This window comes from Arthrobacter sp. T572 (assembly GCF_056780115.1).
Window position 1 is genome coordinate 2,130,098 of the sequence record NZ_JBRAZQ010000002.1, and the last position, 13,115, is coordinate 2,143,212.

The 13,115-nt window shown below is 63.6% G+C and carries 14 protein-coding genes; 9 read left to right on the forward strand and 5 right to left on the reverse strand.

All coding sequences use genetic code 11. From position 1 onward, the window contains the following. Positions 1–31: 31 nt before the first annotated feature. Entirely contained in the window at positions 32–796 is a 765-nt protein-coding gene (locus ACUYMZ_RS11020) for an ABC transporter permease (RefSeq protein WP_442422690.1), read from the reverse strand. Further along, on the reverse strand, positions 793–1,752 hold the full coding sequence (locus tag ACUYMZ_RS11025) for an ABC transporter ATP-binding protein (RefSeq protein ID WP_426002608.1): 960 nt from the start codon (positions 1,750–1,752) through the stop codon (positions 793–795). The genes ACUYMZ_RS11020 and ACUYMZ_RS11025 overlap by 4 nt, the downstream gene beginning before the upstream one ends. Positions 1,753–1,861: 109 nt before the next feature. Here ACUYMZ_RS11025 and ACUYMZ_RS11030 point away from each other — a divergent pair, with 109 nt between their 5' ends. The 7 genes from ACUYMZ_RS11030 to ACUYMZ_RS11060 all read left to right on the forward strand — a co-directional run bounded on the left by ACUYMZ_RS11030 (position 1,862) and on the right by ACUYMZ_RS11060 (position 8,158). Further along, positions 1,862–2,683, forward strand: coding sequence for a helix-turn-helix transcriptional regulator (locus tag ACUYMZ_RS11030; protein WP_426002609.1), 822 nt, complete (start codon positions 1,862–1,864; stop codon positions 2,681–2,683). Next, the gene (gene sufB, locus ACUYMZ_RS11035) at positions 2,683–4,158 is read left to right on the forward strand and encodes a Fe-S cluster assembly protein SufB (protein ID WP_426002611.1); all 1,476 of its coding nucleotides are present in this window, start codon (positions 2,683–2,685) and stop codon (positions 4,156–4,158) included. The genes ACUYMZ_RS11030 and sufB overlap by 1 nt, the downstream gene beginning before the upstream one ends. A 2-nt stretch (positions 4,159–4,160) precedes the next feature. After that, positions 4,161–5,465, forward strand: a complete 1,305-nt coding sequence (gene sufD / locus ACUYMZ_RS11040; protein WP_481603323.1) for a Fe-S cluster assembly protein SufD — start codon at positions 4,161–4,163, stop codon at positions 5,463–5,465. A gap of 21 nt (positions 5,466–5,486) precedes the next feature. Continuing rightward, on the forward strand, positions 5,487–5,843 hold the full coding sequence (locus ACUYMZ_RS11045; RefSeq protein WP_426002614.1) for a non-heme iron oxygenase ferredoxin subunit: 357 nt from the start codon (positions 5,487–5,489) through the stop codon (positions 5,841–5,843). A gap of 42 nt (positions 5,844–5,885) precedes the next feature. Next, on the forward strand, positions 5,886–6,671 hold the full coding sequence (gene sufC, locus ACUYMZ_RS11050) for a Fe-S cluster assembly ATPase SufC (RefSeq protein WP_426002616.1): 786 nt from the start codon (positions 5,886–5,888) through the stop codon (positions 6,669–6,671). Between the two features lie 13 nt (positions 6,672–6,684). Then, the gene (locus ACUYMZ_RS11055; protein ID WP_021470428.1) at positions 6,685–7,017 is read left to right on the forward strand and encodes a metal-sulfur cluster assembly factor; all 333 of its coding nucleotides are present in this window, start codon (positions 6,685–6,687) and stop codon (positions 7,015–7,017) included. 259 nt (positions 7,018–7,276) lie between these two features. Continuing rightward, a complete protein-coding gene (locus ACUYMZ_RS11060; protein WP_481603326.1) occupies positions 7,277–8,158 on the forward strand; it encodes a hypothetical protein in 882 nt (293 codons plus the stop codon). A 62-nt stretch (positions 8,159–8,220) separates the two neighbouring features. Here ACUYMZ_RS11060 and ypfJ read toward each other — a convergent pair whose 3' ends face one another. Next, on the reverse strand, positions 8,221–9,123 hold the full coding sequence (gene ypfJ / locus ACUYMZ_RS11065; protein ID WP_481603328.1) for a KPN_02809 family neutral zinc metallopeptidase: 903 nt from the start codon (positions 9,121–9,123) through the stop codon (positions 8,221–8,223). Between the two features lie 61 nt (positions 9,124–9,184). Here ypfJ and ACUYMZ_RS11070 point away from each other — a divergent pair, with 61 nt between their 5' ends. After that, a complete protein-coding gene (locus ACUYMZ_RS11070; RefSeq protein WP_481603330.1) occupies positions 9,185–10,576 on the forward strand; it encodes a class I adenylate-forming enzyme family protein in 1,392 nt (463 codons plus the stop codon). Beyond that, positions 10,569–11,771 (forward strand): thiolase family protein, encoded by a 1,203-nt coding sequence (locus ACUYMZ_RS11075; RefSeq protein ID WP_481603332.1) that lies wholly within the window; start codon positions 10,569–10,571, stop codon positions 11,769–11,771. Before ACUYMZ_RS11070 ends, ACUYMZ_RS11075 begins: the two co-directional genes overlap by 8 nt. 1 nt (position 11,772) lies before the next feature. On the opposite strand, the gene ACUYMZ_RS11080 is transcribed toward ACUYMZ_RS11075, so the two are convergent. Together ACUYMZ_RS11080 and ACUYMZ_RS11085 are read right to left on the reverse strand one after the other, a co-directional pair. Beyond that, positions 11,773–12,405 carry an energy-coupling factor transporter transmembrane component T family protein gene (locus ACUYMZ_RS11080; protein WP_426002623.1) on the reverse strand — a complete coding sequence of 211 codons (633 nt, stop codon included), beginning with the start codon at positions 12,403–12,405 and terminating at the stop codon, positions 11,773–11,775. Beyond that, complete coding sequence (locus tag ACUYMZ_RS11085; protein ID WP_426002624.1) at positions 12,402–13,115, reverse strand: energy-coupling factor ABC transporter ATP-binding protein; 714 nt, start codon at positions 13,113–13,115, stop codon at positions 12,402–12,404. Before ACUYMZ_RS11085 ends, ACUYMZ_RS11080 begins: the two co-directional genes overlap by 4 nt.

The window sequence follows — 13,115 nt, forward strand, 5'->3', positions numbered from 1 at the left end:
AATTTCTCAGTCCTCAGTTCGTCTTAATCGATCAGTTCCACTTGAACCAGCGGATGGCCGCAGCCCCTGCAAGCAGCGTCCAGAGCAGAAGTACCAGGACACCGGCCAACGGTACGGTGCCTGTCAGGAATACGTCGCGCAATGCCTGCCCAAGCGCGCCTGAGGGGAGGAAATGCACAAGGCCTTGGACCGCACCCGGCAGTCTTTCGGCAGGCACCACGATTCCGCCCAGGGCCCCCAGCAAAATCCACAGGAGATTGGTGATGGCAAGGGTGGCCTCGGGCCGGACCGTGCCGGCCACCAGGAGGCCGAGCGCGGTGAAAGCTGCGGCTCCGAGGATCAGGAGTGCCAAACCCGGGAGCCAGGCTTCCGGCTTGGGCTGCCACCCGAGCATGGCTGCGACCACTGCCACCACCACTACCTGAAGCAACAGGACGGCAAGCACTGCCAGGATCTTTCCGGCAATAAGGCCGCCCCGTCCCAGGGGCGTGGTGGAAAGGAACCGGAGAACGCCGTAGCGGCGGTCGAATCCGGTGGCAATGCCCTGGCCCGTGAACGCCGTTGACATCGCGCAAAGGGCAAGGATGCCGGGCGTCGCCACGTCCACCCTTGAACCTCCCAGACCATCCAACAGTGGGGTAACAGTCAGGCCGACGAGCGCAAGAAGGGGAAGGACCACCGCCAGGATCAACTGTTCGCCGTTCCTCAGCATGGTGATGGTCTCGTAGCGTCCCTGCTGCACGATCCGCTTCGCCAGGGAAGCCGGACCGGCGTTCGCCGTCAAGAGTTTGCTCATCGGAGGTCCCTTCCGGAGATATCCAGGAAGACATCCTCAAGACTCCTGGCCTCAAGGCGCAAAGATGCCGGCAGGATGTCCCTTTCGGCCCACCATGCCGTCAGGGCTGCCAGGTCCTTGGGAGTGATGGGTCCGGACACGGAATAGCTGCCCGCCCGGGTTTCGCTGACCTGCACGCCGGGCGTGAGCACAGCGGAAAAATCGAGTCCCGGCGGGGCATCAAACACCAGGGTCCTGTCCGTAATGTCTGTTGAATGGTCGTGGCGCAGGAGCTCGGCCACTGTGCCCTCGGCGACGTTATGGCCGCCGTCGATGATGTAAACGTAGTCGGCCAGGCGCTCGGCGTCATCCATGAGATGGGTGGTGAGCACGATTCCCATGCCGGCATCGCGGAGTTCGGCGATCAGGTCGAAAACCATCTGGCGGGATTGAGGATCCAGGCCTGCACTGGGTTCGTCGAGGAACAGGATCTCGGGATTGCCGACCAGTGCCGCTGCCAGGGCGAGCCGCTGTTTCTGCCCACCGGACAGGCGGCGCACCGAGGTCCTGCTGAACTGGTTGATGCCCAGCCGGTCCATGAGGACGTCGACATCCATGGGGTTGCGGTACATGCCCGCTACGTGCCGAAGGAGTGGAACAGGACGGGCCGACGGCGGGAGGCCGCCGTCCTGGAGCATCACGCCGACGCGGGACCTCAGTTCCGCACCCGCCGAATCGGGGTCCTCGCCGAGGAGGGAGATGGATCCGCCGGTTCGCTTCTGCAGCCCTTGTGCGCACTCCAACGTGGTGGTCTTGCCGGCGCCGTTGGCACCGAGCAGCGCGGTGATCTGTCCACGTTCCGCAATCAGGGAAAGGCCGCTGACAACCCTGAGCATTTTACCGTCGAGGGAGGCCAGGGGACCTACGTCCTTTATGAGGCCTTCAATGGTGAGGACCGGGGAATCGGGGGATCGCACCACAGTATTCTACGGGAAGTAGTACGGTCACACTGTGCGGGCAGGTGAGGTCAGTCTTGCCTTACTGGAGGCATGAAACAAATTACGACATGATTGTGTTGTGTATTCCATGAGCAGTCCACTTCCCATGCCTTCCAAGCGGCATGCTGCAGCGGCGGAGGCCCTGGTGGCCTCGCCTGCCCTGCCGGACGCCGAGGACCGCACGCGGGACCGCGTCCTTGGAGCCGTCCTCGAAAACGGTCCCGTCAGCGCGGCTGAACTCGGTGACCTCCTGGGTTTCACCCCGGCCGCCGTACGCCGCCACTTGGACCACCTCGAGAGAACCGGAGTCATCGAGGTCAAACGCGTGGCAAAAGCCGGCGGAGGTGCGGGGCGGCCCGCGCGCCGGTACGTCCTGAGTTCACAGGGCCAGTCCAAGCTGGGGGATGACTACTTCAACATAGCCCGGTCCGCACTGCGCCGCCTCCAGGATATTGCCGGAGAAGAGTCGGTCCGCCAGTACGCGGAAGAGCGGTTCACCGAACTGGAACGGCGCTATGCCCCGGAGGTGGAGGCGGCCGGAGAGGACATCACCGCGCGCGCCATGGCACTGTCCAAGGCCCTCAACCGCGACGGCTACGTCTCCTCTGCCCAATCCATTGAGGCCAAGGCCCCTCTCCCGGCCGAGTTCTCCAGCGTCCAGCTCTGCCAGGGGCACTGTCCCATCCAGCAGCTGGCAGCAGAGTTCCCGGTGTTCTGTGAAACCGAAACCAAAGTCTTTTCCCGACTGGTGGGCGTCGATGTCCGGCGTCTTTCCACCTTGGCGCAAGGCGGTCACGTCTGCACCACCCACATACCTACCGGGCGGCTGGCCGCAACGGTGCCCCCAGGCGCCGCAGCACCGGCCGGCAACCCGTACCAGGAATCAAACAACCAGCAAGAAAGGCCGTGATGACGGGTCAATTAGCTGAAGGAACAGCAGAGAAGGCAGTCGCTGACGGCACTGTGATCTCGGAGATTCTGGAGAAGAATCCCGAGCTCCACGGTATCGGCAACTACGAGTACGGCTGGGCCGACAAAAACGACGTTGGAGCGAACGCCCGTCGTGGCCTGGACGAAGAAGTTGTCCGCGACATCTCCCAGAAGAAGAACGAGCCCGAATGGATGCTCGACCTCCGCCTCAAGGGCCTGAAGTACTTCGACCGCAAGCCCATGCCTACCTGGGGTGCAGACCTCTCGGGCATCGACTTCGACAACATCAAGTACTTCGTCCGCTCCACCGAGAAGCAGGCCGCCACGTGGGAGGACCTGCCCGAGGACATCCGCAACACCTATGAAAAGCTGGGCATTCCGGAAGCCGAGCGCAACCGCCTGGTTGCCGGTGTGGCCGCGCAGTACGAGTCCGAGGTCGTCTACCACCAGATCCGCGAGGACCTCGAAGCCCAGGGCGTTGTCTTCCTCGACACCGATACCGCGCTGCGTGAGCACCCGGAGATCTTCCAGGAGTACTTCGGCACGGTCATCCCGGTGGGTGACAACAAGTTCGCGTCGCTGAACACGGCAGTGTGGTCGGGTGGTTCGTTCGTCTACGTGCCCAAGGGCGTCCACGTCGAGATTCCCCTCCAGGCCTACTTCCGCATCAACACGGAAAACATGGGCCAGTTCGAGCGCACGCTGATCATCGCCGATGAAGACTCGTATGTTCACTACATCGAAGGCTGCACGGCTCCGATCTACACCTCGGACTCCCTCCACTCGGCCGTCGTCGAGATCGTGGTCAAGAAGGGCGCCCGCGTCCGCTACACCACCATCCAGAACTGGTCCAACAACGTCTACAACCTGGTGACCAAGCGCGCGATCTGCGAAGAAGGCGCCACCATGGAATGGATCGATGGCAACATCGGCTCCAAGGTGACCATGAAATACCCGGCCGTCTACCTCGTGGGCGAGCACGCCAAGGGTGAAACGCTCTCCATCGCTTTTGCCGGCGAGGGCCAGCACCAGGACACCGGTTCCAAGATGGTGCACATTGCTCCCAACACCAAGAGCTCCATCATCTCCAAGTCCGTGGCCCGTGGCGGCGGCCGCGCCGCCTACCGCGGTTTGGTCCAGGTCCGTGAAGGGGCCAAGCATTCGGCCAACACGGTCCGTTGTGATGCCCTGCTGGTGGACACGATTTCCCGCTCGGATACCTACCCGTACATCGACATCCGCGAGGACGACGTCGTACTGGGACACGAGGCGACCGTTTCCCGCGTCAGCGAAGAGCAGCTCTTCTATCTGATGTCCCGCGGCATGCCGGAGGACGAGGCCATGGCCATGATCGTGCGCGGCTTCATCGAGCCGATTGCCCGCGAGCTTCCCATGGAATACGCCCTTGAGCTGAACCGCTTGATTGAACTTCAGATGGAAGGATCCGTCGGTTAACAATGACTGATATCACTACTGAGAAGGCACGCATCGGCGCGCCTTCGGCACAGCCCTTTATCGACGGCTTCACGGAAGAAGGCGAGAACCTCTCGCCCATCAACGCAACAGGCACGACGGCGGAGCAGCCGTCCGCGGGCCCGCTCGCGGGCGCTTCGGCCAAGGGCCATTCGCACGGTGGCGGCGTAGGCGTTCCGGACAGCTCGCGGGCCGGCCGCCTCACCTCGTACGAGCTCGAGGACTTCAAAGCCATCACCGGCCTGGAAGAAGACTGGCGCTTTACGCCGCTGCGCCGCCTCCGCGGCCTGCACACCGATATCCTCGACGGCGCCGCTCCGGCTGTTTCCGTTGCCGCGCCGGAAGGCGTAGCTGTGGAGACCGTGGGCCGTGACGATGTCAGGATCGGTTCAGCCGGCATTCCGGAAGACCGTGTCTCGGCCAACGCCTGGGCCAACTTCAAGGAAGCCACCGTCATCACTGTGCCCGCGGAAACGTCCGTGGAGTCGGAGATCACGGTCACGCTCGCAGGTACCGGCGCTGAAGCTTCGGCCCAGCATGTGGTTGTCGTGGCACAGAAGTTCTCCAAGGCCGTCCTGGTTCTTTCCCACGAGGGTACCGCCGTGGTCTCCGAGAACGTGGAGATCGTACTTGAGGACGGTGCGGAACTGACCGTCGTCTCCCTGCAGGAATGGAACGACGACTCCGTCCACGCTTCCTCCCAGCAGGCCAGGATCGGACGCGACGCCAAATTCAAGCACATCACCGTGAGCCTGGGCGGGGACCTCGTACGAGTAACCCCCACTGCCCGGTTTGCGGCTCCCGGCGGTGAAGCCGAGCTCTTCGGCCTGTACTTCGCCGACGCCGGCCAGCACCTTGAGCACCGCACTTTCGTTGACCACGCACAGCCCAACTGCGTATCCAACGTCCTCTACAAGGGTGCCCTTCAGGGTAAGGGCGCGCACACAGTGTGGGTTGGCGATGTCCTGATCCAGAAGCAGGCCGAAGGAACCGACAGCTACGAGAAGAACCAGAACCTGGTGCTGACCGACGGCTGCCGCGCTGACTCCGTCCCCAACCTGGAAATCGAGACAGGCCTCATCGAGGGTGCAGGCCACGCAAGCGCCACCGGACGCTTTGATGACGAGCACCTGTTCTACCTCATGGCCCGCGGCATCCCCGAAGACGTAGCCCGCAGGCTCGTCGTCCGGGGCTTCCTCAACGAGATCATCCAGAAGATCAAGGTTCCCGCCATTGAGGAGCGCCTGACCGAAGCCGTCGAGCGCGAACTCGAAGCAACGGACAACTAGCCACAGGCGGTCAGGACAACCATGAGTGAACAACCCAAGGGTGAGCTGGTGTGCAGCGCCAACGACATCAAAGTGAAGCAGGCGCTGCGCATCCTCATCGATGACTACCCGGTAGCCATCGTGAGGGACTCAATGGGTGAAATCCATGCGATTGGGGACACCTGTTCCCATGCGGATATCTCCCTGTCCGAGGGCGAAGTTGAAGGTTGCGCCATTGAGTGCTGGGGCCACGGTTCCCAGTTCGATCTGCGCAGCGGCCAGCCGCTCCAGTTGCCTGCCTATGACCCCGTCCCCGTTTTCGCTGTCGCCGTGGATGGCGACGACGTCTACGTGGACGTGACCAACGTTGTGAACGGCGCCCCGGTTAACAACTACTGAGCGCCGAGTCCTCCAGACTTACGAACGGAAAGAAAGAACAGCATGTCTACTCTTGAGATCAAGGACCTGCACGTCAGCATCGAGACGGAGCAGGGCACCAAGGAGATCCTGAAGGGCGTCAGCCTGACGATCAAGACCGGTGAAACCCACGCGATCATGGGCCCGAACGGCTCCGGCAAATCCACTCTTGCCTCCACCATCGCCGGACACCCCCGCTACACGGTGACCAGCGGCAGCATCACCCTTGACGGCGAAGACGTCCTGGAGATGAGCGTCGACGAGCGCGCCCGTGCAGGCGTCTTCCTGGCCATGCAGTACCCGGTAGAGGTTCCGGGCGTGACCATGACCAACTTCCTGCGGACTGCCAAGACCGCCATCGATGGCGAGGCTCCGGCCCTCCGTACCTGGACGAAGGACGTCAAGGCAGCCATGCAGCAGCTGCGCATCGACGCCGACTTTGCACAGCGCAACGTCAACGAGGGCTTCTCCGGTGGTGAGAAGAAGCGCGTGGAGATCCTGCAGCTGGAACTCTTCAAGCCGAAGTTTGCCGTCCTGGACGAGACCGACTCCGGCCTGGACGTCGACGCCCTCAAGGTTGTTTCCGAAGGCGTCAACCGGGCGCACGCCCAGGGCAACATGGGCACACTGCTTATCACGCACTACACCCGGATCCTCCGCTACATCAAGCCGGACTTCGTTCACGTGTTCGTCGACGGCAAGGTCGTGGAAGAAGGCGGCCCTGAGCTCGCCGACCGCCTTGAAGAAGAGGGCTACGACCGCTACGCCGCCGGTGCCGGCGTCGCCGTTGCTCCTGCCGCCCAGGCCTAGTTAGGATCGTTCCATGACCGAAATCAACGCGGCGCGTACCAGCCTTGAGGACGTCGAGGAAGCGCTCAAGGACGTCATCGACCCCGAACTCGGTGTCAACGTGGTGGACCTTGGCCTGCTGTACGGCCTGAAGTACTCGGACGAGGACGGTGCCCTGCTGATCGACATGACGCTGACCACTGCGGCTTGTCCGCTGACGGACGTCCTGGAAGAACAGGTCGGGAAGTCCTTGGACGGCATCGTGGACGACTGGCGCCTCAACTGGGTCTGGATGCCGCCATGGGGTCCGGAGCGGATCACTGACGATGGCAAGGACCAGATGAGGGCCCTCGGCTTCAACATCTGAGCAGGAATCACGCTCCGCTTCAGCGGATTGAAAGGGTCCCGGGCAATACGCCCGGGACCCTTTCCTTTACCCGTTCGCAGGCTCTTTTCACGGAATCCATGAGGGAGTAGTATGCCGCCATCTGAGGCGCGGTCCTGACTCCTCCGGCCCCCTGATCCGGGGAGTGGCGGTGCCTGCTGGCTGGGGAGTGGCCGCTTACTGCGCAACAGTGCAGGTATATCACTACACGCAGATCAGAGGCACCCCCATGAGAAGAAGAATGGCCGTTATTCCCAGTGCAATAGCCATCGTTGCAGTGGGACTCCTGGCACCGCCGGCATCCTCGGCACCGCCCGCCGGCAGCCAGCTATCCGGAGCGATCTTCACCACCGACGGATCCGGAGTACCTGTGAACCTCAACATCTATGAGGCCAAGGAAGACGTGTACCTCAACGGCGGCCCGGGCATCAACGCCCCCGATAACGCGGCGGGCCTTCCAGCCGGTGACTACTACTTCCAGGTCACGGACCCATCAGGAAAGACGCTGTTGTCCTCTGACGGCATCGAGTGCCGGCGTTTTACGGTGAATGCTTCCGGAGTCATTGAAGATGTCGTAGCGGCAGGAGGCTGTGAACACGCCACCGGTGCAGACGGTGAGGACGGCGGGGCGACGGTCCAGTTGTTCCCCTACGCCGATACACCCAACAACGGCGGCGTCTACAAGGTGTGGGTGACACCGGTGGAACGCTATGACTGTTCGGCACCAGGCAACAAGTACTGCTTCGTTCCGCGCTACAGCAAAGTCGACAACTTCAAGGTCCGGAATCCGTTGATTGTTGAAATCGACGTCCGGTTCTTCAAGAACGGCGTGGCCTTGGACGGCTATGCGGCCGAATGGACCGACACCAACGGTGCGCACAACATCAAGTTCTCCGAATGGAACCCTGATGTTCTTGCCTACCACGAGGCACACTTCGAGGCGACCGAACAGGGAACCCACTCCATCAAGGTTTCCGGTCAGCCTGGCTGTGGCCTCGGAGCCGTGGTGGGCCCGGACGGCGCGCTGGCGAAGATCAAAGGCAGCAGCGCCACGGTGTCCGTGACCGTTGCGGACCACAATGAAGGCGACTACACGTACCGCGTGGACGTCACCTGCAAGTAATCGCCCACCAGCGGCCCGGCGGGTTCAACCGTCGGGCCGCTGGCGTGCAACGGACCAAAAACCTAGGGGGCAGCCACCCCGAACGTGTCGCATTTGTTGATGTCACCTGTGGAGTAGCCCTGGTAGAACCACTTTTGCCGCTGTTCACTGGAGCCGTGTGTCCAGGACTCGGGGGAGACCCTTCCGGTGGCTGCTTCCTGGATTCGGTCGTCGCCGACCGCGGAGGCTGCCGACAACGCGTCCTGCAAGTCCTGCTCCGTCAGGGGATCAAGGAACGGTTTCCCGGTGGCAGGATCGGGCTGGGTTGTCGCATGGCGGACCCACAGGCCGGCATAGCAATCGGCCTGGAGTTCCACACGGACCGCACCGGACTGCGGCCCTTGTGGATCCTGCTGTGCCTGGCCGAGTGTCCCCAGGATGTTCTGCACATGGTGGCCGAATTCGTGGGCCACCACATATTCCTGGGCGAGGGGCCCGCCTGAGGACCCGAAGCGGCTCACCAGTTCGTCGAAGAAGCCGGGGTCAAAGTAGGCGGTGGTGTCTGCCGGGCAATAGAACGGGCCGACGGCACTGGTGGCAGAGCCGCATCCGGTATTGGTCGCCTGGCTGAAGATGACGGTCTCCGGGCGGGGGTACTGCACGTTGTAGTCGGCAAGGTAGTCGGGCCAGAAGGCGTTGAGGCTGTTCACCGTGCCGAGGATGCGGCAGTCGAGCCGCTTGTCGGCGTCAGCGCCTGTCTTGCATTCCTGCACGCCACCAGTGCCTGCTCCACCCTCGACGGCGGGTGGTTGCCCGCCGCCGGTCAGGTCGCCGAGGATGTTCGGATTGACGCCCAGCAGTACCAGCAGCAGTGCCACGATGCCACCACCGATTCCGCCGCCGATCTTGGTTCCGCGGCCCAGGCCGCCGCCACGCCTGTCCTGTACCTGGGATGGGTCGAGCTGTGCGCCGTCGTTGAAACTCATACAGTCAGAATAGACGTCACTTTTGGTGACCGGTGCGGGACACTGCCGTAAAATCGGGTGGATGCCTTTCCTGGACAAACTTCACCTCTGGGCCGCTGAGCACCCGCACGACACCGCCGTCGTCGTGGGACGCCGGCGCCTCACCTGGGCACAGCTCCACCACGCTGCAACGGCCCGGCTCCATGATGCTGCCGCAACCACGATCCTCGCGGAGCCGAATTCAACAGGTTTCATCGCACGCTATGCTGCCGCAGTGGCGGGGGAGCGCCGCTGCGCCGTCCTGGATCCGCACTGGCCTTCGGCCATGATCGACGAGGTGTCGTCGCGGATCACGCAGCCGGAGATTGCTGCCGTTGATGTATTAAGGGACGGCGATCCGGCCACAACGTTCCTGGTTGGCCTTACCTCCGGAACCACGTCCGTCCCCAAGGCTTTCACGCGCTCACGCCGCTCGTGGCAGATTTCCTTCGAAGCGTCCATTGAGTTCTTTGGGCTGATGCAGGATGACCGCACCCTGGCGCCGGGTCCATTGTCGGCCTCGCTGAACCTCTACGCCTTGTCCGAATGCCTTTTCGCCGGGGCGTCCTTCCATACCCTGGAGAGCTTCGATGTGGGCGATGCCCATGCAGCCATCAGCCATGACGGCATCACGCGGCTGGTCGTGGCGCCCACCATGCTTCGCCTGTTGAGCGAACGGGGCCTGGCCGGCGATGTGGATGCCTCCGGTATCCGCAGCATCATCTGTGCAGGCTCCAAACTCGATGGCCGGACTTTGGAGGCGGCGCGGCGCTGGGCACCCAACGCCGCGATCTTCGAGTATTACGGTGCCTCGGAGTTGAGCTTCGTCTCCGGCACCCGTTTGGCGGCAGGCGAGCCCCTGGATCCTGGTGGCACAGGAATCGGACGCCCTTTCCCCGGCGTCGAGCTCAGCATCCTGGATGATCAAGGGAGACATGTTCCGGAGGGTGACCACGGCAACATCAGCGTTCGGAGCGGCATGGTGAGCGATGGCTATCTGTGGGGCGACGACGGTCACGCGCTGCGCTGCCTGGACGGCTGGTACACCGTGGGCGACCAAGGGTACGTGGACGACGGCGTCCTGCACATCCTGGGCCGCAAGTCGGACATGATCGTGACGTCGGGGAAGAACGTCTACCCTCACGAGGTTGAGCTGGCCCTTGGATCTGTTCCGGGCGTGGAGACTGCCGTCGCTGCCGGCGCCCCTGATGACATCCGCGGCCAGAGGGTCGTTGCAGGCGTCCTTCCCGCCTATGGTGCCGTGACCGCGACCCAACTCCGCACGGGCCTCGACGGCCTGCTCGCGAGGGACAAGTGGCCTTTGCAGTACTTCGTCCTGTCCGAGATCCCCATGACCGACCGGGGCAAGATCAGCCGCAAGGTGATGTTGGACTGGATCAAGAACCACGACCCACGGGCACAAATCCTTGGGTAGCCTTCCTGGCGACGCCTCAGGGGTGGACGAGTCCCGGCAACCGGTCATCATCGCAGCACTCCGGTCGCCGATCTGCCGCGCCAACGGACAAGTGAAGCACCTTGGTGCCCATGACCTTCTGGCTCCGGTCTTGGCTGCCCTGCTGCGTGAAGCGCACCTCCATCCGGAGGAAGTGGACGATGTCATCATGGGCAACGCCGTGGGCGGGGGAGGCAACGTGGCCCGCTATACCGCGCTCCAGGCGGGGATGCCAGTATCGGTCCCGGGAGTCACCGTGGACCGACAGTGCGGATCGGGCTTGGACGCCATAGCACTGGCTTCGCGAATGGTCGGGGCCGGTGGCGATCCTGTGTACCTGGCTGGCGGCGTGGAAAGCATCAGTACCGCCCCGGCCAGGGCCCACAGGAACGACGACGGCGGGCTGGACTTCTACAGTCGGGCGACCTTCGTGCCGCCCGGCTTTGGCGACCCGGACATGGGTGTGGCCGCCGAGAACGTGGCGCGCTCTTGCGGTGTCGGCAGGGAACGCCAGGATGCGTTTGCCCTGCGCAGCCACCAGCGGGCCCTGGCGGCTGCCGCTGCCGGGACGTTCTCCGCGGAGATCGTCCCCCTGGATACCGGGAGCGGAATCGTGTCCGGGGACGATGGTCCGCGTCCGTCGCTCAAAGCTGCACTCATGGAGCGGTTTCCTCCCGCTTTCGTCACCGGGGGAACTGTCACCGCAGGAAACTCGTGCTTCGACGCGGACGCAGCTTCCGCCGTCGTTATTACCTCCCTGGCGCGCGCCCGCTCACTGGGGGCCAAGGACGGCCTGTTGGTGCGGGGTTGCGACACCGCAGGTGTTGACCCGGAACTTTTGGGGATCGGGGCGGCCTACGCCGCCGCCCGGTTGCTCACAGAGCATGGCCTGGAGCCCGCACTGGTGGACCTGGTCGAATTCAACGAGGCGTTCGCCTCCCAGACCATCGCCTGCCTGGAACATCTTGGGATCGACCCTTCGCTCGCCAACCGTGACGGCGGGGCCCTTGCTCTTGGACACGCCTATGGCGCTTCCGGTGCCGTGCTGGTCACGAGGCTGCTGGCCCAGTCGCGGGTCCGCTACGAGGAAGCCGGAGCCACGCCGCTGTCGCTTGCCATGATCAGCATTGCCGGGGGCATGGGTACCGCCGCCCTCCTGCAGTATGTGAGGCTCTAGACTACTCGTCGCTGTCCCCGGCCTCGCCCAGGCCCCTGGCCGCCAGCGCGTCACCGGTTTGCCGGGCGTAGGCCACCGTAGTGATGAAGACCGGAAGAACCAGTGCGCGGGGATTGCGTTCCAGCCCCCGAGCGCGGGCGGCATCACGGACATCCGAGAAGGCGCCTGCAATGAAGGGAATGCTCCGGAGCATGATCGCGATCGTCAACGCGAAACGCTCGGGGTCGGCGCCCCAGCGACGGAAAGGCCTGGCCAGTGACACAACCCCGTCCAGGAGCTTCTGAACGGGAGTCGTTGCTGTCAGGACCGATGCTGCGACCACACAAACAAGGACGTTCACAACGATTCGCGCAGCAATGGGACCGCCCAGCTGCCACCACTGGAACAGCCCTATCGCTGCCAGAATTGGTGCCACCGTCCGGATGACCCGCCACAGGCGGCTGAGGCCGGCGCCTGTCAGCAGGAACAAAGCGCACATCAGGCAGAAGACAACCAGGGACACCACCCAGTCAACAATCAGGAATGACGCGGTGCCGCAGGCAGCCACCAGCAGGAACTTCGCCCACAGCGGGGTACGGTGGACGAAGGAATCGCCCCTGACATAGTCCGCGATAAGTACGGCCTTGCCCCTCATGACTGCACTTCCGCTGCGCACAGCTCCCGGTAGCAGGCAATACCGTCGCGGGCGGCCCCGTCGAACAGGATCCGGCCGGCGTCCACCACCAGGACCCGGTCCATGTCGGCTGCGAGTTCAAGGTCGTGGGTCGACATGATGACCTGCTGATCCAACCCCGCCACTGAGCGCCTGAGCAGCTCGCGGTTGCGGAGATCCAACAGTGTGGACGGTTCGTCAAGGACCAGCACTTTCGGATCGACGGCGAGCACCGCCGCCAACGCCAACAATTGGCGCTCGCCCCCGGAAAGCTCGTAGATGCTCTGGTCCGCAAGCCGCAGCAGACCGAACCTGTCGAGTACAGACTCGGCCCGCACTGCACGTTCGCGGCCGTTCTTCACGGAGCGCCGCAGGGACAATTCAACGTCCTCGCGCCCGGTCGGCATGACCAGTTGGGACAGAGGGTCCGTAAAGACAAAGCCAACGTTGCTGCGAACCTTCCGGACCGCTGTAACGGTGTCTTCACCGTGGACCAGCACTTTGCCCTCGGTAGGCTCCACCAGCCCGTTGATGAGCCGCAGCAAGGTCGACTTCCCCGAGCCGTTGGCGCCTATGACCCCGATGCGTTGCTCGGTCAGGTCGAGGGAGACATCCTGCAGGAGCGTCTTGGGGGCATCCGTGCCATCAACGGTTACCCGCACCGTGACAGCGTCGAAGCTGATGGAATCCAT